At 40.2% G+C, this 25,812-nt stretch carries 25 protein-coding genes; all 25 read right to left on the bottom strand.

Annotation, left to right across the window (positions count from 1 at the left end; genetic code table 11):
- The 25 genes from RM552_RS03080 to pseF all read right to left on the bottom strand — a co-directional run bounded on the left by RM552_RS03080 (position 1) and on the right by pseF (position 25,799).
- Entirely contained in the window at positions 1 to 750 is a 750-nt protein-coding gene (locus RM552_RS03080) for a protein phosphatase CheZ (protein ID WP_432277191.1), read from the bottom strand.
- An 18-nt stretch (positions 751 to 768) separates the two neighbouring features.
- Complete coding sequence (cheY, locus tag RM552_RS03075) at positions 769 to 1,152, bottom strand: chemotaxis response regulator CheY (RefSeq protein ID WP_311367322.1); 384 nt, start codon at positions 1,150 to 1,152, stop codon at positions 769 to 771.
- A gap of 36 nt (positions 1,153 to 1,188) precedes the next feature.
- Entirely contained in the window at positions 1,189 to 1,917 is a 729-nt protein-coding gene (locus RM552_RS03070) for an RNA polymerase sigma factor FliA (RefSeq protein WP_311367321.1), read from the bottom strand.
- Between the two features lie 9 nt (positions 1,918 to 1,926).
- The gene (locus RM552_RS03065) at positions 1,927 to 2,778 is read right to left on the bottom strand and encodes a MinD/ParA family protein (RefSeq protein WP_311367320.1); all 852 of its coding nucleotides are present in this window, start codon (positions 2,776 to 2,778) and stop codon (positions 1,927 to 1,929) included.
- Positions 2,775 to 4,274 (bottom strand): flagellar biosynthesis GTPase FlhF, encoded by a 1,500-nt coding sequence (flhF, locus tag RM552_RS03060; RefSeq protein WP_311367319.1) that lies wholly within the window; start codon positions 4,272 to 4,274, stop codon positions 2,775 to 2,777. The genes RM552_RS03065 and flhF overlap by 4 nt, the downstream gene beginning before the upstream one ends.
- A gap of 59 nt (positions 4,275 to 4,333) precedes the next feature.
- Positions 4,334 to 6,433, bottom strand: a complete 2,100-nt coding sequence (flhA, locus tag RM552_RS03055; RefSeq protein WP_311367318.1) for a flagellar biosynthesis protein FlhA — start codon at positions 6,431 to 6,433, stop codon at positions 4,334 to 4,336.
- 198 nt (positions 6,434 to 6,631) lie between these two features.
- A complete protein-coding gene (gene flhB, locus RM552_RS03050) occupies positions 6,632 to 7,765 on the bottom strand; it encodes a flagellar biosynthesis protein FlhB (RefSeq protein WP_311367317.1) in 1,134 nt (377 codons plus the stop codon).
- 84 nt (positions 7,766 to 7,849) lie between these two features.
- The gene (fliR, locus tag RM552_RS03045) at positions 7,850 to 8,626 is read right to left on the bottom strand and encodes a flagellar biosynthetic protein FliR (RefSeq protein WP_311367316.1); all 777 of its coding nucleotides are present in this window, start codon (positions 8,624 to 8,626) and stop codon (positions 7,850 to 7,852) included.
- Positions 8,627 to 8,644: 18 nt separating this feature from the next.
- Positions 8,645 to 8,914, bottom strand: coding sequence for a flagellar biosynthesis protein FliQ (fliQ, locus tag RM552_RS03040; RefSeq protein ID WP_311367315.1), 270 nt, complete (start codon positions 8,912 to 8,914; stop codon positions 8,645 to 8,647).
- A 1-nt stretch (position 8,915) separates the two neighbouring features.
- Positions 8,916 to 9,665: a flagellar type III secretion system pore protein FliP gene (gene fliP / locus RM552_RS03035; RefSeq protein ID WP_311367314.1), complete on the bottom strand. Its 750-nt coding sequence runs from the start codon at positions 9,663 to 9,665 to the stop codon at positions 8,916 to 8,918.
- Positions 9,658 to 10,212, bottom strand: a complete 555-nt coding sequence (gene fliO / locus RM552_RS03030) for a flagellar biosynthetic protein FliO (protein ID WP_311367313.1) — start codon at positions 10,210 to 10,212, stop codon at positions 9,658 to 9,660. The genes fliP and fliO overlap by 8 nt, the downstream gene beginning before the upstream one ends.
- A complete protein-coding gene (gene fliN / locus RM552_RS03025; protein WP_311367312.1) occupies positions 10,172 to 10,639 on the bottom strand; it encodes a flagellar motor switch protein FliN in 468 nt (155 codons plus the stop codon). Before fliN ends, fliO begins: the two co-directional genes overlap by 41 nt.
- A gap of 3 nt (positions 10,640 to 10,642) precedes the next feature.
- Positions 10,643 to 11,722 (bottom strand): flagellar motor switch protein FliM, encoded by a 1,080-nt coding sequence (gene fliM / locus RM552_RS03020; RefSeq protein ID WP_311367311.1) that lies wholly within the window; start codon positions 11,720 to 11,722, stop codon positions 10,643 to 10,645.
- 33 nt (positions 11,723 to 11,755) lie between these two features.
- The gene (fliL, locus tag RM552_RS03015) at positions 11,756 to 12,271 is read right to left on the bottom strand and encodes a flagellar basal body-associated protein FliL (protein WP_311367310.1); all 516 of its coding nucleotides are present in this window, start codon (positions 12,269 to 12,271) and stop codon (positions 11,756 to 11,758) included.
- A gap of 79 nt (positions 12,272 to 12,350) precedes the next feature.
- The gene (locus RM552_RS03010) at positions 12,351 to 14,630 is read right to left on the bottom strand and encodes a flagellar hook-length control protein FliK (protein WP_311367309.1); all 2,280 of its coding nucleotides are present in this window, start codon (positions 14,628 to 14,630) and stop codon (positions 12,351 to 12,353) included.
- 130 nt (positions 14,631 to 14,760) lie between these two features.
- Positions 14,761 to 15,213 (bottom strand): flagellar export protein FliJ, encoded by a 453-nt coding sequence (fliJ, locus tag RM552_RS03005; RefSeq protein WP_311367308.1) that lies wholly within the window; start codon positions 15,211 to 15,213, stop codon positions 14,761 to 14,763.
- Positions 15,214 to 15,219: 6 nt separating this feature from the next.
- Positions 15,220 to 16,566: a flagellar protein export ATPase FliI gene (gene fliI, locus RM552_RS03000; RefSeq protein WP_311367307.1), complete on the bottom strand. Its 1,347-nt coding sequence runs from the start codon at positions 16,564 to 16,566 to the stop codon at positions 15,220 to 15,222.
- The gene (gene fliH / locus RM552_RS02995) at positions 16,547 to 17,377 is read right to left on the bottom strand and encodes a flagellar assembly protein FliH (protein WP_311367306.1); all 831 of its coding nucleotides are present in this window, start codon (positions 17,375 to 17,377) and stop codon (positions 16,547 to 16,549) included. The genes fliI and fliH overlap by 20 nt, the downstream gene beginning before the upstream one ends.
- Positions 17,377 to 18,429, bottom strand: coding sequence for a flagellar motor switch protein FliG (fliG, locus tag RM552_RS02990; protein WP_311368266.1), 1,053 nt, complete (start codon positions 18,427 to 18,429; stop codon positions 17,377 to 17,379). Before fliG ends, fliH begins: the two co-directional genes overlap by 1 nt.
- A gap of 32 nt (positions 18,430 to 18,461) precedes the next feature.
- Complete coding sequence (gene fliF / locus RM552_RS02985; protein ID WP_311367305.1) at positions 18,462 to 20,156, bottom strand: flagellar basal-body MS-ring/collar protein FliF; 1,695 nt, start codon at positions 20,154 to 20,156, stop codon at positions 18,462 to 18,464.
- A gap of 61 nt (positions 20,157 to 20,217) precedes the next feature.
- The gene (gene fliE / locus RM552_RS02980) at positions 20,218 to 20,544 is read right to left on the bottom strand and encodes a flagellar hook-basal body complex protein FliE (RefSeq protein ID WP_311368265.1); all 327 of its coding nucleotides are present in this window, start codon (positions 20,542 to 20,544) and stop codon (positions 20,218 to 20,220) included.
- Positions 20,545 to 20,823: 279 nt separating this feature from the next.
- Positions 20,824 to 22,185, bottom strand: coding sequence for a sigma-54-dependent transcriptional regulator (locus tag RM552_RS02975; protein WP_311367304.1), 1,362 nt, complete (start codon positions 22,183 to 22,185; stop codon positions 20,824 to 20,826).
- Complete coding sequence (locus RM552_RS02970) at positions 22,178 to 23,368, bottom strand: sensor histidine kinase (protein WP_311367303.1); 1,191 nt, start codon at positions 23,366 to 23,368, stop codon at positions 22,178 to 22,180. The genes RM552_RS02975 and RM552_RS02970 overlap by 8 nt, the downstream gene beginning before the upstream one ends.
- A gap of 119 nt (positions 23,369 to 23,487) precedes the next feature.
- Positions 23,488 to 24,951 (bottom strand): sigma-54 dependent transcriptional regulator, encoded by a 1,464-nt coding sequence (locus RM552_RS02965; RefSeq protein ID WP_311367302.1) that lies wholly within the window; start codon positions 24,949 to 24,951, stop codon positions 23,488 to 23,490.
- Positions 24,952 to 25,094: 143 nt separating this feature from the next.
- Positions 25,095 to 25,799 carry a pseudaminic acid cytidylyltransferase gene (pseF, locus tag RM552_RS02960; protein ID WP_311367301.1) on the bottom strand — a complete coding sequence of 235 codons (705 nt, stop codon included), beginning with the start codon at positions 25,797 to 25,799 and terminating at the stop codon, positions 25,095 to 25,097.
- Positions 25,800 to 25,812: the final 13 nt, after the last annotated feature.

The following is a 25,812-nucleotide window of genomic DNA, read 5'->3' as shown; positions in this document are numbered from 1 at the left end:
CTAAAATCCTAAACTTGACAGCAAATCGTCAACATCGTCTTGCCCTTGCACGACGTCATCACGTTTTTCTGCATCTATAATCGGCCCTTCCGCTTTTACCTTATCGTCAGATTTCTTGGATGCCTGAGCGTTTTCTTCTATCGACTCTGGACCACTAAATGTCGCTAACATACCAATTAAATGATTTTCAACTTCTTTGACTAAGGTAATTACTTTATTAATAACTTGCCCTGTAATATCTTGATAGCCCTGCGCCATAAGAACTTCGGTCAATTTTGCATTGAGGGCTTGGGAATCTTTTCGGGCATCAGTTAACAAACCATCTAATTCGTGACATAAGTTCTTGAACTCGCCCAGTTCTATTTGTCTATGCATGAGTTTCTTCCACTCAGGCATGATGCAATCTAAGCGCTCGGAAAGTTTTTCAGCAATAGGCATACTATTTTCAACTGCATCCATTGTGCAGTTAGCAGCTTTTTCAGTCTCAGCAATCACATACTCTAGTCGCGCAGTTGCGTCGGGAAGTTCTTCTTGCGTTAGGTGGCTAATGCGATCGTCTATTTTAAAGCTATTGAGTGAATCGTGAAGTTGACGAGTTAATTTGCCTACTTCCGAAAACAATGCAGCAGATTCTGGCGCCTGCGAATTTTGAATGATTTGGTTGGCTGCATGCGTATCATTAGATTCTAAGTGTTTGACGAGTTCTTTGGCCTGATCCAGCGTCATCAAAGGTGTTTCTTGCGTCATAATATCTACCTTTGAAATGAGTTAACCTAAACGTTCAAATATTTTGTCTAGTTTCTCTTTAAGGGTTGCAGCTGTGAATGGCTTAACAACATACCCATTAACGCCTGCTTGAGCCGCAGCCACTATTTGCTCTTTCTTGGCTTCTGCAGTTACCATTAATACTGGGAGGTGTTTTAGCTTATCATCAGAACGAATGGCTCTGAGTAAGTCTATGCCTTGCATGCCTGGCATATTCCAGTCAGTAACAACAAAATCAAAATCACCTTGATTAAGCATAGGCAAGGCAGTATTGCCATCATCAGCCTCTTGTATATTGCTAAACCCAAGATCTTTCAAAAGGTTTTTTATGATGCGACGCATTGTTGAAAAATCATCAACAACGAGAATTTTCATACTTTTATCCAAAACTACCTCCGCTAAGGATCTTTATTCGAATTAAAATTATTTCTCTACTTGCCAAGATTGCATTTTAGACTTCAGCTTTATCATGGCTTGAGAGTGGATTTGGCTAACGCGAGATTCACTCACTTCTAGCACTTCACCAATCTCTCTTAAATTTAGTTCTTCATCATAATACAAGGCTAAAACAATCGCTTCGCGCTCGGGTAAAGTCGTAATAGCCTTTGCCAGTGCTTTTTGAAACGAACCTTGCATCATCTCTTCAAAAGGTTTATCGGCACCTTTTGACTCTTCCGTAGTTAAAACATCTTCACTAACGCCTAAATCTTCAATTCCAACTAATTTTCCAGCGTTAACTTCGTTAAGCATTTGATGGTAATCTTTAAGGGTAACGTCTAAAGCACTAGCTACTTCAGTATCTCTCGCATCTCTGCCAGTACTCTTCTCAACTTGATTGATCGCTTCAGTTATTGCCCTAGAATTCTTGTGGACGGATCGGGGTGTCCAATCTCCCTTACGAATTTCATCAAGCATGGCGCCCCTGATCCTAATACCTGCAAACGTTTCAAAACTAGCGCCTTTTGTACCGTCAAAGTTTCTTGCTGCCTCTAACAAACCAATCATGCCTGATTGTATTAAGTCATCGACTAACACACTCGCAGGTAATCGGGCCAATAGATGATGAGCGATTCGCTTCACTAGTGGTGCGTGTTTTTCAACCAATTGGTTTTTGTCTATTTGTTGTTGATATCCAGTCACTTGTATACTCACTATGGTTACCTAATCATGCAATGACACTAAGTTTTCAATAAAAAACTCTAAGTGTCCCCCAGCTTGCGCTGGCATGGGCCAGTGCTGCATGTCTATTGCTAATTTATTAATTGCTTTAGAAGCGGGTGAAGCAGGAAATGCCTCAACAATAGCACTTTGTTTGCGTACCGCTTTACGCACATTTTCATCAAATGGCACAATAGCGATTAATTCCAGTGCTACGTCTAAAAAGCGCGTGGTTACTTTCGATAGTTTGCTAAATAGCTCTTTGCCTTCTCTCTCACTGCGAACGGTGTTTGCAATAATTTTAAATTTAAAAACGCCTTGCTCTCTGTTTAGTATTTTTATTAACGCATATGCATCAGTTAGGGAAGTGGGTTCGTCGCATACAACAAGCACAACATCTTGAGCTGCTCTCGAAAAACTCACAACCATGTCCGAAATACCCGCGGCGGTATCTATTAACATAAGGTCAATGGGTGTTTTTAACTCGCCAAAGGCTCGAATAAGACCCGCATGTTCATGGGCACTTAATTCAGCCATAGATTTTGTGCCCGAAGTTGCTGGTGCTATTTTGATTCCATGTGGGCCTGTGACTAATATCTCGTCGAGGGTGCAGTCTCCATTTAGCACATGAGACAAATTACGCTCAACTCTTAGCCCTAACATGACATCTACATTTGCCAAGCCTAAATCGGCATCGAGTACCAATACACGACGTCCCAATTTGGCACATGCTATTGCGGTATTTAACGTGACGCTAGTTTTACCAACGCCTCCTTTACCTCCAGTAATGGCGACAACCTTTACCTGTTTGTTCCGGCTCATTGTACGCAAACTCCTAGCTTGGTCGTCAATCATAAGACACCCGCTTCTGCCGAAGTATTTTCGACTATTTGATCATGTTGCATACCAGAACCATATTTCCTAAATAGCTTGGCAGCAATCAGGGTTAGGTTGGCAGAATCAGCTAATTTTATATCTTCAGGGACCCGCTGACCGTCTGTCACATAAGATAAGGACATATCATTTTCGATAATAACGCTAAGCGCCTCACCTAAACTGTAACATTCATCTAATTTGGAAAAGATGCAGCCTTTGATTTCTGTTGAACGATATGCTTTGACCGTCTGTTTAAGCACTTGATATTGTGCACCCGCTGGCAATACTAAATATTTTTTTATGCTTAAATTGATATTGCTCTCGTACTCGTTAAGCTGTGAAATCAAGCGATGATCGCGTTGACTAAATCCTGCTGTATCAATAAGTACTAATTTCTTATTGCGCAATTGATACAAACAATCATTTAATTCTTGTGAGTTATGCGCTTTCTTAACGCTACATCCAATTATTTTTCCGTAAGTTGACAGTTGCTCAAATGCAGCAATACGGTATGTATCGATGGTCACCATAGCAACGTTTTCGGCACCGTACTTTTGCGCATACTTTGCGGCAAGCTTAGCGAGTGTAGTGGTTTTACCTGTGCCTGTTGGGCCAACAAGAGCAACTACACCGGACTGTGTTAAGATGTCATTCCCACCAATATGCAAGCGGTTTGATAATAGATTAAGAATATATTTCCAACCTTCTTTTTCATCTACTTGATGAGGCAGAAATTCAATAAACTGTTTTGCTAGGTGTTCGCTAATTCCCATATTAATGATTTGTTCATGCAAATAGCTATGGACAGGATTGTTGCGTTTCCTGCGTTCATCAGAAAGTTCTGAGACTTGGAATTTGAGTACATTTTTAATGGATTCTAACTCTGCTTTGATTACATCTAGCTTTTCAGGCTCCAATACACTAGGAGGAGGTTGAATACCGCCAGCTTGTGAGCTTGCGTGCTGTTGCGCTACGTTTTCTTCTTCAGAAAATGCAGGGGATCTAAAAATACGGTTATCAGCTCTAGGTTCTGACACGTCGCCATAACCAGCTTGCTGTGAATAGTGAAGCGATTTTTCTGGCTCTCTATTTAATTGATTTAAATTTTGGTCCGCCTCATTATAAGCAGGATATGAACGTTGCTTGTTGCTAGCATGCTTAGCTACTGGGGTCTCAGTTTTCTCAGCTTGTTGGCCATTGGTTTGATTATGCTGTTGGCTTTTTTGTTGTTCTAATAATGCTTGCAAACTATCAGGTCCAGAATCACCTATTATCTCGCTCAAACTAGGTGTAGCAGAGACCTTATCTTGCGTTTTGGCATCAGGCATTTTTTCGGCAGGATCGATAGCTGCGACTAACTCAATGCCATTGGCAACTTTTTTATTCGACATAATAACAGCATCACCACCAAGTTCGTCTTTGACCAACTTAAGCGCTTCTCGCATGTCTTTTCCAAAAAAACGTCTAATCTTCATATTGTTCTCTACCGCCTAATTCTGAATCGCTATATTTCGTGAAGTACAATAACGGATGGCTATTGCCCAACTGATGACACTATCTTTATTTGTTTATCATCTGGTATTTCTTGATAACTCAACACATGCAAACCAGACACCGCTTGTTTTAAAAACTTTGATAAGACCGGTCTTAACATGCCTGACGTTAACAATACTGCAGGCTCACCAGCAGCCTCTTGTTGTTGACACGCTTCTGACAAAGATTCTTGAAGCTTTTCTGCCAAACCAGGTTCGATTCCTGCGCCGTCATCACCACCCGCCTGAAGTGACTTATGCAACATCTGTTCCAATTCAGGAGCAAGTGTAATTACTGGAATTTCAGCACTACCATTGGTTATTTCTTGCACTATCAGTCGCTTAAGTGAAATTCTCAAGGCAGACACTAATACATCGGGGTCTTGGCTTTTGGGACCATAGTCTGAAAGCGTCTGTACTATCGTACGCATGTCCCTAATGGGCACACCTTCAGACAATAATGTTTGTAGTACTTTAACCACCAAACTAAGAGACAAGATATCGGGTACCAAACCTTCTACTAGCTTTGGATGTGTCTTTTCAAGCATATCCAGAAGTTGTTGTACTTCTTCGTGTCCCAACAATTGATGGGCATGATTTGTCAGTAATTGACTCAAATGGGTGGCAACAACTGTCGCTGAATCAACCACCGTATACCCTAAAGTTTGTGCATGTTCTCGTTGGCTTTGTTTTACCCAAACAGCATCCAATCCAAATGCAGGGTCTTTTGTAACGGTGCCTTCGAGTGTGCCAAATACTTGACCCGGGTTAATTGCCAATTCATGGTCGTGGTTAACTTGCGATTCGCCAACGCTAACACCTAATAAAGAAATAGAATAAGCGTTAGGCGTGAAATCTAAATTATCGCGGATGTGAACAGGTGGAATAAGAAAACCAAGCTCTTGTGAGAGTTTTTTCCGAACGCCTTTGATTCTATTGAGTAATTCTCCACCTTGTGATTTATCAACCAATGGAATCAACCGATATCCAACCTCTAGCCCTATAATGTCTAATGGCTGCACATCATCCCAACTAAGCTCTTTAACTTCGCCCATTGGTGCGACATTGTCTGGCATTTTTGCCACTTTTGCGGCTTCTTCAGCACGCTTTTTAGCACTCCAATCGCGGTAGAATGCATATCCACCTACCATTGCAGAAAAGGTCAAAAAGGCAAAATGCGGCATCCCGGGTATGATACCCATAATAAATAAAATAATGGCAGTGATATACAATGCTTGTCTATTCGCTAGCTGCGCTCTAATTTCGTCGCCCATTATTTGACTATCGTTTTCTCGAGTCACAATTATGGCGGTCGCAACCGATAACAATAAAGAAGGTATTTGAGCAACTAAACCATCACCAATTGTTAAGACGGTGTACACTTCCATTGCGTTACCGAAAGACAAATCATGTTGATACATGCCAATAAAAAGCCCGCCAACAATATTGATTAACATGATAAACAGGCCTGCTATTGCATCGCCTTTTACAAATTTAGAGGCACCATCCATAGAGCCATAAAAATCTGCCTCACTGGTAATTTCTTGACGTCTTTTGCGCGCTTGATCCTGGTCTATGTACCCTGCGTTTAAGTCAGCGTCTATTGCCATTTGCTTGCCCGGCATCGCGTCAAGAGTAAATCTAGCGCTGACTTCTGAAATTCTGCCAGCCCCTGCGGTAACCACTTTAAAATTGATGATGAGTAAGATGGTAAAAATAACCGCCCCTACCACATAATTACCACCAATGACTACTTCACCAAATGCTTGTATTACTTTACCAGCGGCATCCCCACCTTCATGACCTTCTAAAAGAACGACTCGGGTAGATGCTACGTTTAGTGCGAGGCGCAAAACCGTCGCAACGAGCAATACTAAAGGGAAAATACCAAAATCTACGGGGCGTTGCGTGAATACACAAACTAAAATAATGACTAAAGACAAGGCAATATTAAAACTAAACAAAGTGTCTAATAAAATGGTTGGCATAGGTAGAATAACCATACCCATCAAGGCCAACACTACAATCGGCGCGCCCAATCCACTGGTTAGACTTTTTAAATGATTTTTATCAATTTTTTGAAACGCTTGTGCAAGCTGCATACACCAAATTCTTGACTAATTATTAATATTTAAAGTGGGTACTACAACTCTCGTGCCAACTTAACAAAAATATCAATTTAATTAGTTTTATCGCCTAAACTATCCCTGCAAACTCTTGCCTCACTCCCACGATCACTTGTGTTATTCCCGCGAAAGCGTATTGGAATAGTTGTGTTGCGGTAATAAAGAGGGTACTTATTATCGCCTTAGCTCTGGTGGTATTGGTAAATCTTTTTTAAGTGCTTTAGGACGTTTAGCTTTACCTTTTTTATATGCTTTTAATTGATAAACATAAGCAAGGACTTGGGCAACTGCCATAAAGAGTTTTTGAGGGATTTCGTGGTCTGCTTCGGTTGAATAATAAATTGCCCGTGCCAAAGCCGGAGATTGAACAATTGGAACATCGTGTGCTTGTCCGATTTTACGAATGTGCAACGCTAATTGGTCAGCACCTTTGGCAACCATAACCGGTGCACGATCACCATCCTGATCATATTTTATAGCAACCGAAAAGTGTGTTGGGTTAGTCACAATAACGTCAGCATCAGGCACTTCTTGCATCATACGATTTGCTGCGGCTTGATATTGAATGCGTCTTACCCTGCTTTTGACCATCGGATCGCCTTCTGCATTTTTCCGTTCATCTTTTACTTCTTGCAGCGTCATTTTCATTTCTTTATTGTGTTTATGATTTTGAAACGGAACATCTATGAGCGCAATCGGCACCATTCCAACGACCAATAACAAAAAGGCCCATTCGAGCATATCCAAAGCATGGAAAATATTTAGTGGGTAAAGTTCAACGTCAAGATGTAAGGCCTCGTCTTTAAAAATAATTAAGGCAAAATAAGCCATGCCAGAAATAACTAATACTTTCCCTATACCTTTTAGCAATTCAACTAAAGCTTCTAAGCCAAACATTCTTTTAAATCCCTTCATAGGACTTACTCTATTGGCTTTTGGTGCTGCTGACGACCAAGTGAAATTATAGCCTCCCATTGCGACACTGCCGTAAATACCACCAATCATCGCAATGACGATAAATCCAATTAATGGCCATGCGCTTTCAAGCACCGCCATTTCTAAAATCTGAAACATGTGTTTTATGTCGTAAGTTTCATCGCGCGACAACATAAAAGAGCGTTGGGTAATACCAAACATGGCGCTAGCAATATACTGTCCAACTGAAATTAATGCAAAAGCACTGAACAACAACAACAAAGTAGTTGTTAATTCTTTAGAACGTACTATCTGCCCCTTTTTTCGTGCGTCTTCGAGTTTTTTGGGGGTGGGTTCTTCCGTTTTTTCAAACGAATCATCTTGTTCAGCCATCATTCTGCCCAAATCGATTGTTGCACATATAAAATAATGTGAGTTTGTATTGTGCTAAGTTATTCTCATTCTGACTCAGCATCGCTAGCAACTTTTTAATAATTCGCACATTAGTCCTTGTGCTCGAGTCCACTGCTGCTCAAAATGCAGTGCTTGATTCGACAAGGTCATCCATATAATGGTCAAACCCATAATTTGAGCAATAGAAAATCCAATACTGAATATATTCAATTGTGGTGATGCTTTTGTCATTACCCCAAAGGCCAAATTAACTATTAATAGACTCACTATAGGTGCTAAAGCAATCGTCACTGCTGACACAAACATCCAACCTGCCCAGTGAGCAATTTCTTTAAACTGTTCTCCAGTCCACCAAGGGCCGGTAATAGGAAATGCTTCAAAGCTGACTACGAGTAGCTCAATCATGAATAAATGGCCATTAAAAGCCCAAAAAAGCAAGGTCGCCAGAATCAAGTAAAATTGACCAACTGCGGGAACATTTATACCATTCACAGGATCGACAATAGAAGCAAAACCAAGACCTGTCTGCATTGCTATAATTTGCCCAGCTAGCACAAAGGTATTAATGACCATCATCGAAATAAACCCAATTGCAATGCCAATAATGAGTTGCTTTATCACCTCAAGCATTGCCCCGAGCGAGACTAATTCGGTCATTGGAACAGGAGGTATCATAGGAACAATCATGGCAGTCAACAAAATCGCAAGCAAGTTCCTAATCACCGGGGGAATAGTGCGGGCACTAATGCCAACCATGGCGATAAACATGCCCGAAAATCGCATAAACGCGAGCATATAATCACTGATCAAATTGGTTATTGTGCTGCTTAGCAAGTCCATGTTTTTATGTTACGTCCGTTAACCGACGATTGTCGGAATGCTGTTGACTAACTCAAAGGTATAATCCATAAGTTTTTTGACCATCCAACTGCCCAACCAACTCATTGCCAACAAGGTAACGATAAGGCGCGGTAAAAAACTCATTGTTTGTTCGTTTATGGAGGTAGCCGCTTGAAATACTGCTACAACTAACCCAATTAACAGTCCAGGTAAGATAATTGCTGTAACAATTAATATGATCATAAACATTGCATCACGCAATATTTCTACGAATGATTCTGGACTCATGTCAAACTCCCATCCCGAAACTATTTGCCAGCGTACCAAAAATCAAATTCCAGCCGTCTACCAGCACAAATAACATTAATTTAAACGGTAAAGAAACAATCATGGGTGACAACATCATCATACCCATTGCCATTAAAACGGAAGCCACTACTAAATCTAATATCAAAAATGGAATAAACAACATAAACCCAATTTGAAACGCAGTTTTTAGCTCGCTCGTGACAAAGGCTGGGATAAGTACTGTTAATGGCACTTGCTCTGGAGAATCGAATTGGCCTTCGTAACCACCAATGCGAACAAATGTCTCTAAATCAGTCATACGAGTTTGACTTAGCATAAAATCGCGCATTGGTTCTTTTGCTTTGTTAAAGGCGTCTATGGATGTCATTTCTTCATTTAAGTATGGCTGCAATGCCTGTTCGTTAATTTTTTCAAATACCGGGGCCATAATAAACATCGATAAAAACAAACTAACACCAATAAGAATTTGATTTGAAGGCGACTGCTGTAAACCAATAGCTTGGCGGAGAATAGACAATACAACGATGATTCGAGTAAACGAAGTCATCATCATTACGGCCGCAGGAATTAGACTCAAAGCAGTCATAATAAAGAGCGCTTGTAGAGTCATTGAGTATTCTTGGCTGCCGTCGGGATTTGTTGTTACTGTAACGGCTTCGATACCTGTTTGTTGTGCAAAGGCGGTTGAAGCAAAAGTAATCAATATAAACGCAAAGAATCCTTTAAGCATGTTTATCACCCGTATTATTTTTACTAATTCCTTTACCAGAAAGTCCATCAGCCATTGCTTGCACCAATTTTTGCTGAAAATTCAATTGAGTAGAAGAATTATTGTCTGCTAAGTCAATTGACTTATTCGTACTGCTAGCTTTCGTTTGTAGGGGTGTTTCAAGTTTTGCTAAATGATTAATGTTTTGTGATGTAATGCCTAAAAGGTGTTGTTCGTCACCTACTTCGATAACCATTACTTTTTCTTTATTGCCAGCCATTAAGCTAGCAACCACTTTCATCTGTCCGTTTCCTGCTTGAGTGACATTAAATCGACGCATGACAAATGCAAAAGCAAAAATAATGGCGATTACAACTAGAAGTGACAAAAACACCGACATAATGTTACTCGGAGAGGTGATATCACTTGTGTCTTGTTGTGCGCTTAAAAAACTTGATTGAAGTGTAATGAAGATTAATAGAAGTAGCTTTGAAATACCCGTCAAACATGGGTTTGACGGGATTTTTTTATTTAAGTTTTTTGATTCTTTCGACCTGACTAATAACATCCGTTAACCGAATCCCAAATTTATCGTTGATGACTACTACCTCTCCATGAGCAATCAACGTGCCATTTACCAAAACATCTAAAGGTTCACCGGCAACGCGGTCTAATTCAACCACTGAGCCCTGGTTTAATTGCAGTAAATTTCGAATACTAATATTGGTTCGGCCGACTTCCATCGATATGGTGACAGGAATATCTAAGATGGTGTCTAGCTTTTTATCTTCACCAGCAGCCATTGGCGCTTCGGTTAATTCATCTAGCCCCGCAGATTGCACCTCATCGACGCTATCTTCTGGTTCATTTTCCTGTTGTGCAGCAGCAATGAGATCATCAGGATCAACCGACTCCTCTGCTTCCCCGCCTTCAGCAGCCGATTGTTCAGCCATGGCAGCTTCCCAATCATCTAAATTATCATCATCTTGGCTCATCGCTTATTTCCTCTGTAATACACTATTGAGATCTTCTTCTAGTACCGATAATTCAGAATCACTATCAATAATCACGCCACCTTTGGTAAATAATTGCAATTCTGACTTAACTGAAGAAGGTCTTTTAATTTTATCGCTGATCTGAAGAGCAACGTTGTCTCTAGACTTACCTAACTTGGCTCTAAATGAAGGTAAATCTTCTATAGAAACGGTCACACTATCTGGCATCTGAATAGGAATAATATCCCCGTCTTCGAAACTCATTAACTTTCTTAGAGATAGTTCAACATCTAAAAAGTGTGTCGTTAATCCAACTTTTACATCCATCAGTTCATCGCGCAAGGCTTTACTCCAACGGAAGTCAGTGTCCTCTTTATCATTTTGTACGCCAGCATCTAACATGTCTCGAATAGGCTCTAACATTGAATAGGGTAAGGAAATATGAAAGTCTCCTCCACCGCCATCAAGCTCTATGTGAAATGAACTAATCACCACAACTTCTGTTGGACTCACAATATTTGCCATCGCCGGATTAACTTCTGAATCTAAGTATTCAAAAGACACATCCATTACTGGCGCCCAAGCTTCTTTATAATCCTCAAATATTAACTTTAACAGCATTTGAATAATGCGACGTTCGGTAGGTGTAAATTCTCTGCCTTCAATTTTGGCATGATAACGACCATCACCACCGAAAAAATTGTCAACCATGATGAATACTAAACGCGCTTCCATGGTTATTAATCCTGTGCCTTTTAATGGTCTAAAGCGCACCATATTAAGACTAGTAGGAACAAAAAGCGTATGCACATATTCACCGAATTTAATCATTTGGATACCATTTATAGACACTTCTGCTGAACGACGCATCATATTGAACAAGCTCACTCGCATATGTCTAGCAAAACGCTCATTGACAATTTCGAGCGTAGGCATGCGACCCCGAACAATTCGGTCTTGTGAAGAAAAATCATATTCAAGGGCAGAACCGTCGTTTTCAATTTCTTCGACTTGTTCTTCTTCAACATCATCCACACCGTGCAATAGTGCGTCTATTTCGTCTTGTGAAAGTAAATCACTCACTTTATCACCTATGCCCTGCTATATTCTTTATAGTCATTGGATCACAAATCCTGTAAATAATACTTGTTCAACAACTGGGTTATTTTCTAGTTCATTGAGTATTTGACGTACTTGTGATGTCGATTTTGTTCTGAGCTCTTTTTTACCCAATTCGGTTACCAAATCGTCGGCGTTTGCGGCACTAAAAACCTGTAAAAGATTGCCTTCTATCATTGGAATGTGACGTTGCGCTCGCTCTTCGTTTTCCGCACCTCGTACCATCAACTGTACTTCGATTTGTACTAATCGTTCACGAGCTGCACCCGGTGCGTTAAACTGAAATGGTCGCGGCATGGCAACATAAATCGCTCGACCTTCGTTTTCTGTCGATTCTGACATTTCGGCGCTAGCTTCTGTGTCATCTGTTTCTGCACTTTGCTCATCACCCATGAAAAGAAAATAATATGCACCGCCACCACCACCTAGCAATAAAACAACAGCTACGATAATGATTAACATCAATTTCGATTTTTTCTTGCCGCCATCTTCTGTTGTTAATTCTTCAGCCATTTCACTTACCTTTTGGTGTATTCAAGTTGGTTAATTACTTACATTAATTGCTTATGTGACGCCAATTTATGTCATTAAATCACGCGTAATAATCAATTCCCGCAATACCATTGCTATGTATTCTTTGATTAATAATTGGCGTTTCAAGCGCCACTTCATTGTCACTTACCTGTTCATCACTAGCTAAATCTTGACGTCTCACAACGACATCACTATTTGCATGTTGTTCTTGTTCATTACTTGCAAATTGCTGTTGATCATTACCTTGCTCTACAGATGATTCACCAAGTTCAATGCCCTGCTCTTGAAGCATATCTCTTAGTCTGGGTACTGCTTGGTCGAGAGCTTCTTTTGCGGCATTAGATTGCACCGAAAAATTAACTTGAGCACTATCACCACTTAGATTAACTTTTATCTGCATACCACCTAAGTCTGGCGGGTCTAATCTAATCTCAGCAGTCGCATTTTTGGCGTTCACCATCCATCTAACTTTTTCAGCGAGTTGTTGTTGCCCGTCTGCTTTAAATATATTTATAGCCCGGTCAATGACGGCTTGCTGACTTAATGACGCACTATTTGTATTTGCGGCCATATTTACCCCATTAGCAATTTTCGTTCCTTCTACTTGAGAAATATTGCCAGCAATGTCGTTGTTGCTTACATTTTGTACAGAAGCCTGTAATTGAGCACTTGTGCTATTTATAGCATTCGCCAAATTTAGTACGGCATTAACTTGTTTAACTGCTTCTTCTACCTTTAACTTAATAGCTTGATCACTTTCTATCGCTGCACTTGATAAGGCTTTCTCGGCCAGTGCATTTAAATCTATGCCGGGTTCTCTTCCTTGCCCCAACTGTTGCTTAAATTCTTTAACGCCCGCTTGTAATGCCGCAATAAATTCATTGCCTTTTTCAGGCGTTTTTAATGCTTGCGCAGTGTTTTCTAGTCGCTCTTTTAAGTTAGCAAGTGTTGCTTGCAACTTATCCTCTTCAAGCGCGAGTATATTGTTCAAGGGTGCCTTAGTATTTTCTACTGAAATGATTACTTTATTTTGCTCTGCAGTTTTATTAGCAAGTTCAGTAGACCTTTGTGACATTTTTGAAAGTACATTGTCATCTATTTCGTCCTGATTTGAGAGAGCTAATTCAGCATCCAAACCTTGAGTAATGACTGTTCCCTTTTTCAATTCAGTATTTTCAATATCGAATGTTGCTGCTATTGCCTCAGCCTTGCTTTTATTAAGTGTTTCATTGCGAGGTAACGCGGCTAAAGTTTTATCATTTACTATCGTTTCGTCAGTTATCACGTTTGATGTTATTAAGCTTTCTGTATTGTTTTGTGTTGTATTAGCTTGCACATTAATTTGGGCAATACCTTGCGCATTTAGCTCATTATCACTTGCGAGAATGGCCTTGCCATTAGCTTCAACGGCTTTAGCCCCCATTATTTGTTCCATTAATGTCTTGTCTAAGTCAATCATTTCTTTAAACGTTTGTGATGCTATTTTTGTGTTGTTTTGCAATTCACCCTCAACTGTACCCATGCTATCTTTTTGCAATTGCAATAACATCGATGATATTAAGGCCTTCACTTTATCTTCATCCACAACAGATAATTCTACTTGAGTGGCTTGGTTAGCTTCTGCGGTACCTGCTTGTAAACCCTGCAATAATTGAAGTTCCACTAAGCTTATTTCTAGCTGAACTTGATTCTGCTCTGATGCGTCTAGACTGGCTTGTTGAGAAACCACTAGTAAATCGTCAAAAATCTTTATTGCATTGGCAGAAACGCTTTTGTCATCTATATTATTAAACTCTTTAGCGTCAGAAATATCCCTTCCTGATTCAAATTCAGCTACTTTGCTCACATAACTGATAAAATCAAATTCTGCTTTTTGTTGTTTGTCTTTATTTGTTTGGTCTTGCGCAACCTCTTGTTGCCCTTGTCTGGCTAATTCTATTTTTGAACTTTTGATTTCTTGTTCACTATTCTTTTTATCTTGATCAATATTAGTTGCGTCTAAGGTTTCAGCTTTATCATTTGAAGACGTTTGCCCCCTTTCGACCTTGCCGGTTTTTTCATTTTTATTGTTAGGTGATATTTGTTCGGTAGCCTCTTGCGTATTTTTTGTATTACGCAGCGACATTTCGCTTTGTTCGAATGAGGCGTTGGTGTCAGCGCTAGCGTCCTGTCTTCTGTCATCGCGCACAGCATTTAACATCGAGGTGTTAGATTTACTGTCTTGGTGTAAATCTAAAGCCTCATGGAAAGCAGACTTACTAGTCGCTTCTGCTTTCACTTCTAGCGGCAATACAGAGGCGGCAGAGTCAGGTTGTTTGCTGGCAATTTGTTGCATCATATGATTTTTTCCCAAAACAAATATTTTTTAAGCTATTGTTTTTAATGTAATTAATAGAATATAAATTAATTAATATAGTAGAGTTAGCATTATCTATACCAATTTTTACTGCTGAGGGAAGTTACTTCTTTTAGCGATGTAAGGAGGTTTTTTTAAATGCATGTTGAGCTGCTAATTCATCAAACATTTTTTGCTCTTGCCTATTTTCTAACGCGATTGCCTTTTTCTGTTTTGAGAGTATTAAACTCTTTATAGCTTTACTTTTTTGTTGTTGTAGCAGCCATTGTTGTTTACGTTGAGCTTTAACTAATACGGCATTGTTAATAAGCTGTATTTGCTGCTCACAAGCTTTATCCAGTTTCCCAACAAACTGATGATGTTGATTCATAGATTGCGCGTCGACGCCTTGATGAGCTTTTTGTCTAATTCCATGCAAATAGTCAAGTCTATAACGTTCAAGGCCAGACAATTTGATTTGATTTTGTTGCAAATGCATGTTTGCCTGCTGATAAAGCATTGCGCAGTTCTGTTCTTTTTTTAGCGCTAGGTCGAGGACCAAATTAAGCTGTCTTAATTTACTCATAAATTATTACTTAGCCGGCTGACTAGCGGCAATGCCACCACTAAGCGTCGTCACCGTTTCTAGTGTTTGCTGCATATCAATTATTTGCTTCGTTCCTTGTTGTAAAAAAGCATTAATAGCAGGCGCCGCGGCAATTGATAAATCAATTTGTGGGTCACTCCCTTTGACATAAGCTCCTATGTTGATGAGCTCTTTGTTTTGTTGATAGTTCGAATAAACATTCTTGATCCGTCGAGCATGCTCTTCGTGTTCTTGAGAAACGACTTGGGGCATGACTCTTGAAATGGAGCTTTCTATATCGATCGCAGGGTAATGACCAGAATCTGCCAGTTCTCTTGAAAGCACAATATGACCATCAAGGATAGCGCGAGCAGCATCAGCAATAGGATCCTGTAAATCATCACCTTCAGTGAGTACAGTATAGAAAGCCGTAATGGAACCTTGTTGTTTGTTGCCGTTGCCCGCTCTTTCTACTAGTGCAGGTAACTTAGCAAAAACTGAAGGTGGATAACCTTTAGTTGCAGGAGGCTCGCCTACGGCAAGTGCTATTTCACGCTGAGCCATAGCATATCGTGTGAGAGAGTCTATTAATAATAAAACATTTTGACCTTGTTCTCGAAAATACTCCGCAATGGTGACCGCAGTTTCGCAGGCTTTTAAACGCATTAGAGGGGAAGTATCAGCCGGCGCAGCAACAATTACTGCTTTTTTTCGCTCCTCAGGGCTCAAAATATCTTCAATAAACTCTTTTACTTCTCGGCCTCTTTCACCTACCAAGCCTACAACAACAATGTCGGCCTTGGTGCCTCTTGTCATCATTCCCATTAATACACTTTTACCCACACCACTGCCTGCAAACAAGCCCATCCGTTGACCTTTACCAACGGTAATCATTGCATTAATGGCTCGCACACCAACGTCTAAAGGTTCTCTAACTGGTTTCCTGCTCAAAGGGTTTATCACTTGGCCTTGTGTTGAAACGCTCTTAGTCGTTTTTATTTCGCCTAAATCATCTAAAGCCTGACCATTAGCATCAATTACACGCCCTAACAAAGCACTGCCAACGGGTAAGGCCGAATCCTGACTCAATGGTTCGACCAATGAACCTGGGACAATGCCCTTAATACTCTGTACCGGCATCAAATAAGTAATATCGTTAGCAAAACCAACAACTTCTGCTTCAACTCTTCCGTTAATTGTTTGCACTAGCGCCCTTCCACCAACGGGAATAGTGCAGCCTATCGCTTCTAAAGTTAAACCAACACCGCGGACCAATTTACCCGCTCTAATAACCGGAGAAGTTGGAATATCATTGCCCAAAGCTTTGATGCGTTCAGCTAGCGCGAGGGTCATCACTCAATCCTTGTTTGATGAGCATTTGTGAAAAAATATCGCTACATCTTTTTTCAATTGACAAGTCAACAGCATGATCATTGGTTTGTATCTTACAACCACCTCTAGCAATAGTGTCATTGGTATTGATTCGCCAATTATTTTGCTTAATGATTGTTTCGTCAAAATGCGATAAAAATACGGGATAGTCTTCTGGGTTAATAATAATACTGTAATCTTTTTCTTGACTAGGAAGCGCTTGAATCGCTCGGTTTACCGCATTCAACAGTACCTTTTCATTTTGAGTAATTTCAACATTCACAACTGCTTTTGCCATATTAATAGCGAGAATTACCAGTTCTTTTTGAACATCTTCATCAATTTGTTTTAAAGGTTGGTGCAAATCATTAATATAACCTGAGAGCTCGTTTTTTTTAGCTTCAATGGTTTGCGTAGACAACTCTATACCTTCTTCAAAACCGGCCTTTTTACCGCTTTCTACTCCCTCTTTTTGCCCCTCTTCAAAGCCTTCTTGCTTGCCTTGTTCAAAACCCTCAGCATGCCCTGTTTTTAAGCCTTCACTATGTGCTGCTTGTCGAATTTCCTCGATTTCAGCGGCAGTAAGCGGAGCAAGATCTTCGTCAACTTCCGGTGCTTCGTATTTCCATTTCCCTCTAGGTCTGTTGAGTGCATCGGTTGCGGCTGGTGAACCTGATTTATCGTCTTCATGGTTCAGTTGTTCATCTTCAACACTAGGTAAATCCCATTTTTTCGCTTTATCGAGTTTCTGGGTAGCAGAACCTGCCCTATTCACAGCTGTATTATTGAACATTAAACAAACTCTTCTCCACCGTTACTGCCCAGCATAACTTCGCCAGCATCGGCCAATCGTCTAGCAATCGACAAAATTTCTTTTTGCGCCGTTTCAACTTCGCTTAATCTAACCGGGCCCATTGCTTCTATGTCATCAACTAACATTTCAGCGGCTCGCTTGGACATATTGCGGGTAATTTTGTCACGTAAATCATCGTCGGCACCCTTAATCGCGCGCATCAACGATTCTTGTTGCACTTCTCTCAAAATGGCTTGGATACCGCGGTCATCAACGTCAATTAAATTATCAAAAACAAACATCAGGTCTTGTATTTGTTGACTCATTTCTTCATCTTGTTCTCTTATCGCTTCCATTAATTGCGCTTCGATATTTGTATCAAGATAGTTCATTATATTAGCTGCTGATTTCAGACCACCCATTTTCGCTGCTTGGGCACCAGCTTGACCTGCAAATTGTTTTTCCATAATTTCATTTAGCTCTTGTAATGCAGCCGGCTGTACTTCTTCTAAATTTGCCACGCGCATCAACAAGTCTAAGCGGACTTTTTCAGGGAAATTAGCCAGAATCTCTGCTGATTGCTCAGGATCAAGGTAGGACATAACGATTGTTTGTATTTGAGGGTGCTCGTTACGAATAATATTTGCCACTTGCTTAGAATCCATCCATTTTAAAGATTCTAGACCTTTAGCACCAGTACCCGCTAGTATTTGGTCAAGCAAATGAGCAGCTTTATCTTCTCCTAAAGCAGCTACTAGTGCTCGTTTCACAAAATCTTCACTCTTGAAGCCAATAGTTGAATAATTTTGAATTTCGTCAATAAAATGTTTATGCACTGCAGATATTTTGTTTTGCGTCATATCGTCGGTACCAGCCATCGCAATACCTAATGTTTGTACTTGCTTTGGCTCCATAAATTTCAGTATCTGTGCAGCATCGTCTTCTGATAAACTTAATAAAAGTATGGCCGCTTTTTCAATACCATCTAATTTATTTATGTCATATTCTGGTATCTCTGGCGCTTCACTATTTTGAGCAGCATTTGCTGGCATTGTGTTTTGTGCATCTTTTGCCATGGTATGTCCTACTCGTCTTCTAATAACCAGCCACGAACAACTTGGGCTGATAATTCAGGTTCATTCGCCACCAACGCGCGAATCGCTTTAAGTACATCTTCGTCACCATGTAAGTTAGGTAACATGAGTGAGCCATCTGGCGAGAAGCCAACTTGTGCTTCATCAAAATCTTCACTCAGCACATCAATGGTTTCATCACCTAAATCCAAATCTGCATCATCATGCTCTTGTTCAAGTAAACCATTCTCAGGAAAGAGTAGTTTCTTGAGCATAGGTCTTACTACCGCCATGATTAATACAATAATAACAGTGGCACCCATAAACAATTTAAAAATAGGCATGAACCATTCTTCTTCCCAAATTGAGAGTGGCGCAACTTCGCCTATGTCAATGCGGTTAAATGGAATACTGACGACTTCTAACGAATCGCCGCGAGTGACATCAAAACCAATACCACCCTGTAATAAACGACGTATATTTAAAAGCTCTTCTTGACTGAGCGGCGTGCTAACACTTTCACCGTTAGCATCAATCGAATTCTTATGGTCTATTGCTACCGACACACTCAAGCGACTAATCACACCCGTTTGTTTTTTGGTATGACTAATCGTAGTGTCTAATTCGTAATTTCTGGTAGATTCTCTACTTGTATTGCCTGGCGTAGCTTGTCCCGCATTGGTGTCAGTTGCATTTTCTGGAATCTGAGAGTCTCCTGGCGGTTGATTGCTCAATGCACCAGGAATACCGGCTATAATTGCACCAACGGTATTTTGCTCACTTAACATTTCGCTTCGCACAGCAGGTAAGTCGGGGTTATATTGTCGCTGCGTCTGTTCGACTTTTGTAAAATCCATACTCACGTCGGCTTGCGCTGTATAATTACCAACACCGAGCACAGGAATAAGAATAGAATCTATTTTTTCTAGGTACTGCATTTCACGGTTTTTTTCAATCTCATATTCTTTACGAGCCATTGCACTAACTGAGTCAGCAGAGCCTGAATTGAGTAAGCGACCGTTGTTGTCGGTTACCGTTACCCTAGTTGGGTCAATGCCTTGTACAGCAGAGGCAACAATGTCTACAATTGCATCTACCTCTTCACCTGACAAAAATGTTCCATTTTGTGCGGTTACAACGACTGTTGCACTTGCTTTTGACTCTCTTCTGGCAAACACATTTTCTTTAGGGATGGCGAGCAATACGCGAGCTTTGCCTACCGCATTAATATCTTCAATTGTGCGCGCTAGAAGCTGTTCTCGAGCATGCTTTAAGCGTTCCATTTCGACACGCTGACTAACGCCAAAGCCCATATCTTGCATGATGATATCGGTACCTTGATTTGCACTTGGTGTAAGCCCTTGACGCGCTAATCCCAGTTTTACATTCTTGAATTCTGAATCAAGTACCAAAATTGTATTTCCTTCAATTTTATACTCGATTTGGTTTTGGTCTAAGTGATCTAAGGTTTCAATCATCTCTTGATGAGGCATTTGTACTAAAGGCCGATAAGCAGGCTCTTTTGACCATATAAAAATAAAAATAGCAATCGCCACACAAATGACAAGTGTCACGATCATAGTCACTTGCCTAATAGTTTCGGTATTAGTGAGCGTTTCTAAAATTGGATTTTTAGAAGATTCAAGTATTTCTGTTGATTCATCAGAATCTGGTATTGAGAGTTCGGTACTTGCTGCTTCAGCCACAACGTTTACTTCCCATTAATTTGACTAACATAATTTAAGGTTTATTTTTGTCTTAAGGACATTACACGGGCATATTCATAATTGTTTTATAGGCTTCCAATAGCTTGTTTCTAACCTGCACAGTTGCTTCAAATGCAATCCCCGATTTTTCTTTCGCTACCATAACATCAACTAAACTTAAGTTTGGGTCACCCATATCAAAACGTGTTTGCAATGTTCTGGAGGTTTTTTGCATGCCATTTACGTTATCTAAAGCTTGGCCAAGCATGTCAGCAAATTGACCTGAGGCTGGGTTTTTTTCCGCTCTAGACAAAGCATCTGACTGCCCTGTCAGTTCCGCTGCCATTGCCTGCATTTCTTGATAAATTGAGTTTGCTTTAACGTCCACTAGTTCTGCTCCAAGCGTCATATTTTTGGAAAATCTTAAGATTTCCGGTCGTTATAACTTTCTCTGCAAAGACAATGCCAACATCATGAAAAACGGCAGTTTTTGACTTTCATTTTGAATTGGCGTGGCAACTTAAAGCCGCTAGCGTGTATTAAAAGGCGTAAACCTAATGCAAAAAAAAACCGCCCCAATAAGGGGCGGAAATAGGGATTGACATCCTGTCATACTGCTTACAAAAAACGGGAGGGGTTTTTATTCGTAAAATTGCGTCATATTTTCCTATGATGGAAGTTCTATGCCACTTTCGCGCATTTTCGCTAATTTATATCGTAGAGTGCGCGGACTGATACCTAATTTCTCGGCAACATCTTTACGTTTGCCGTTAAGTGCTTGTAATGCATCCAAAATAATTTGATGCTCTTGCACTCGCAATTCTGAACCCAATAAACTTTTATCGTCCTCTATAAACAAAGCTTGAGGATTAGTTTCTGCATTAGCGTCAAAAATTTGTTGGTGAGTACTTTCAATGAGTAAATCATCACCATCTATGATGTCATCATTGCAGAGAATTAATGCACGTTGAATAACGTTTTCCAATTCACGCACATTTCCAGGCCATGTATGCGTATTCAATTTATGAGCAGCGCTAGCCGAAAATGTGAGTTGCGTTGCCTTGTTAGAATCACAATGTCTTGTCAATAAATGTTTTGCTAATGGTAATATGTCGCCTTGACGTTGATGTAATGGTAACCAAGTAATTGGAAACACATTTAAGCGATAATATAAATCTTCTCTAAATTTGCCATCTGCCACAGCGGCTTTCAAATCACGGTTGCTAGTAGCAATCACTCGTACATTTAACGATATTGTTTTACGACCACCTAATCGCTCAACCTCTTTTTCTTGCAACACTCGCAGTAGTTTGGCTTGTAAAGAAAGGTCCATTTCTGTGATCTCATCAAGTAAAATCGTACCTTGCTGAGCTTGTTCAAACTTTCCTGGACATGCCTGAATAGCTCCTGTAAATGCCCCTTTTTCATAGCCAAACAGAGTCGCTTCCAACATATTTTCCGGAATCGCTGCACAATTTATTGCGACAAATGGTGCGTCGCTGCGAGAAGACTGATCGTGGATGTAACGGGATAGTACTTCTTTACCAGAACCACTGGGACCCAGCACCATTACAGTAGCATCAGAATTGGCCACTTTTTGCGCTAAATTGAGTAAATTAAGACTACTTGGGTCAGCCGCTATTGGTGTTCTCGATACTACTTTTTGAGCGGGTGCATAACGCCCGACTAAATTAAGTAATACTTGCGGTGCAAATGGTTTTGATAGGTAGTCGGTTGCACCATCGCGCATTGCTTGTATTGCATCATTAACATTGGCATACGCTGTCATTAATACAAAAGGAAGATTCGGGTATTTCTTTTTGACCGACTTTAATAAAGAAAGACCGTTCATACCTGCCATTTGAATATCACTTACAATTAAATCAAAACTGCTATCTGATAGCTTAACCATCGCACCTTCTGCGCTATCTACTGGTGTCACTTGATATCCACCCAACAATAAAGTATCCATTAACGCTTCGCGAAGACCATGATCATCTTCAACTATCAATATTTTTGTTTTACTCATGTGCTACTCCTGTCTCACTATTTTTTTGGGTATTGGAAATATTAGAATTTGATAATGGTAAATAAAGAGAAAAATAGGCGCCTTCAATTTCATTATTACCACATTTCACAAAGCCTTTGTGAGACTTAGCAACTGTATTAACAACTGACAGCCCTAAGCCAGTGCCTTGTGACTTTGTGGTAAAAAAAGGTTCAAATAATTTGTTTATTTTATCTTGCTCTAAGCCTGGACCATTGTCGATAACACTAATTACTGCATAATCAACATTTTTGATATTGGCTTTGCGGGTTAGTAATTGAATGTGAGGCTTCTTTGATGAAGTTTCAGCCATTGCGTGACTGGCATTCATTAACAAATTCGCTATTGCGCCACATATTGCGGTAAGGTTACCTAGTATGGCACTATCAACAATCTCGTTAGAAACTGTTAAAGTAATGTTTTCTTGTTTGAGTTGAGCATCAACTTGTGCAATGCTTTTATCTTGAATATCTTGAGTCAATAAGGTGCTAACAATTTGCTGGTCTGAGCTTTTAGCAAATAACAACATATCGTTAACTTGAGATTCTAATTCCTTTAAGCGATGTGTTAATTTTTCGCTAAATCGATTGGCTAAATCATCACGTAAGCTCATGGACTTAAGGTTTTCTGCATACAACAATGCCGATGACAAAGGGGTTCGTACTTGATGCGCTAAAGACGCGACCATTTTACCGAGCGATGACAAACGCTGCATATGACCTACTCGGCTTTGTAATTGTCTGGTTTCGGTTAAATCCGTAATAACAATCAACTGACCTTTTTCAATACTCAATGGGCAGATATCAATTTTTACCCGTTTCCCATTTCGCATAGATACTTCGTGACCATCATCAGCTTGTGGTGCAAATACTCTATTTATAACATCTCGCCACAAATTGCCCTTTAAGGGTTCGCCCAATAAATGTATCGCTTGTTGATTAGCCAAACTTACTCGTCCCATTTTATCAACCACTAATACTCCGGCCGGTAAAACAGATATAAGGTGGAAAAAGCGACTATCGTTATCGATATCGCTGCTGTTTAAATAGATGGGACGACCATTATTAAACGTATCGTCGTAGGCAAAATCACCTACAACATTGGCGCTTAACTCACTTTTGGATAGACTTGGAGCAGTTTGTTTCGGTGAAGAAGATAAAATCATACATTGGCACTTTAGTCACTACATACTGTACCCAATGCATTCTATATGCCAAATTTAACTACTTGTTTTTAAAGGAAATAGTTTTATAGCTATGTCAATATTATGACTTTAGGTTCAAATTATTGACCGTCAGCTTTTTCTAATCTAACAATTTCATATTTGCGCATTTTTTCGACTAATGTTGTTCTGCGCATGCCTAATTGGTCCGCAGCTCTTGCCACAACCCAGTCTTGTTGCTCTAAAGCTTGTTTGATTAAGTTTATCTCTAAATCGGATAGGTATTCCTTTAGGTTCACGCCGTCAGAAGGTAGGCTAGCGTCGACCGATTGTAAATCTGTATCACTAGCCGGTGGACTAGCACCTTCAAACTTAAACATCGCATTAATTGCATCACGCTCTTGTTGTTCTTTCTCTGTATTGTCAGACTCTGGAAATTGTGTACCATTATCGTCAAATTGATACTTGTGAGGCAGATGTTTTAAATCTATCACCTGCAAGGGGTGCAGAATAGATAATCGCTCCACTAAATTAGATAACTCACGGACATTGCCGGGCCAGCTATGCCGCATCAATGAACCCATGGCAGTTTGCGTAAATTTAACCGGAGACTGTTTATTATTTTCTAGACGAGTGACAAGTTCTTGCAACAGCAAAGGGATATCTTGTGCCCTATCGCGCAGGGCAGGCGTTTCAATTGGGAAGACATTGAGACGATAATATAAATCTTCTCTAAATCTACCTTTCAAAATCATTTCTTCTAAATTACGGTGAGTAGCTGCGATAATACGCACATCGCATCTTAGGGTTTTAGCACCACCAACGCGTTCAAATATTCTTTCTTGCAAAACGCGTAGTAATTTGACTTGCATTTGTAAAGGCATATCCCCTATTTCATCTAAAAATAAGGTTCCCCCTTCAGCTAATTCAAAGCGTCCTTTTCGTGCACTTATCGCGCCTGTAAAGGCGCCTTTTTCATGCCCAAACAATTCACTTTCAAGCAAATCACCAGGAATAGCACCGCAGTTAACAGGAACAAATGGACCTTTTTGGCGCTTTGACATGTAGTGAATGTTTCTTGCGACAACTTCTTTCCCGGTTCCCGACTCGCCGAGAATAAGTACATTGGCTTCAACAGGAGCCACTTGTTCTATGAGTTCCCTAACATCTGTGATGCCATGAGAATTACCAACGAGGCTTCTAAACAGCTTTGTTTTTCCCGTCATTAAAGAAGATAGTGGACGGTTCGCGGTGTGGTATTCATTGCTTAATTTTAGTAACTCGCTTAAGTTCGGGTAGGTGATTGGTTCATAAAGAGAACCAATCAAGTTTTTAAACTCGCGATCACCGCTTAGTTGAAAGCCAATGTTAATAAATGGGCTATCGGGGTATTTTTCTATGATATCTTCCGCTATCTCTGGCACCTCACCGTCTAGCAAAATCGCTCCCCAATCGCCACTTTCAGCAATCGTTGCGACGCAATCAGTGTAACCACAACTAAAAAACTGCTCCCCTAAGAAAGACAAGATAATTTCTAAATTCTGCTTACGGGTTTGGTTTTCACTGACTACCAAAAGTTTGCTCATACTGCTCCAACTCGTGTGTACTAGATGATTAAAACGTCTATGACTTATGCATAGATAATAATATAACGATTTACCTAATAGTATAGAAAAGTCGTCTTTTTGACAGCAAAAAATAATATTTTTTGACACATTTTTGGTGTTTATTAGCTTTTTGTATAGGCTTTATACATTAGCTCGGCACGCAACCAATCTTCTTCAGTGTCTATATCTTGTACTAAATGTCGTGGGATTTGTATTGCAAGTGAGTCTTTAGAAAACCATGTTCTGGCGGGGTTTAAGTAGTCTTTTGTGCGCCCCCAATAAAATTGGCCAGCGTCATGAAAACAAGATTCAAGATCCTGAGAACGTGTTAATACATGTTCTGGAAACAAAGGATTAACAATGCCATTTTCGATAGTAATTCCACGTTGAATTGGAAAACCAAAACTAGTAACCGAAAAAGCAAATGCTTTTTCTTTATCAGCTTCAAGTAGTGTTATCCCTTTCTGCAAAAACTCAGCTTGTAAGAAAGGCGCCGTTGCGTATATACAGCAACAGAATTCGTACTGTTTGTTAGTGGCTTGTAGTGCATTGATCGCATGGGTAATGACTTCGCGAGTGCCCGTAAAATCATCAGATAGCGATGCTGGTCGCATAAAGGGAACGCTAGCACCTAATGATTGGCTTAATTTCGCAATATCGGGGCAGTCAGTCGACACTACAATTTCGTCAAACAAGCGCGACGCTTTTGCCGCCTCGATTGAATATGCAATCAGTGGTTTCCCGCAGAATAATTTGGTATTTTTACCGCGTATCCGTTTGCTTCCACTACGAGCCGGAATTAACGCTAAGCGCGCATTATTTTGCATAGGTTAGTTGCAC

The sequence above is a fragment of the Glaciecola petra genome, from assembly GCF_031846345.1.
Taxonomy (GTDB): domain Bacteria; phylum Pseudomonadota; class Gammaproteobacteria; order Enterobacterales; family Alteromonadaceae; genus Glaciecola; species Glaciecola petra.
Note: the sequence above shows the minus strand (reverse complement) of the source record. Positions and strands in the feature narration are given on the sequence as shown.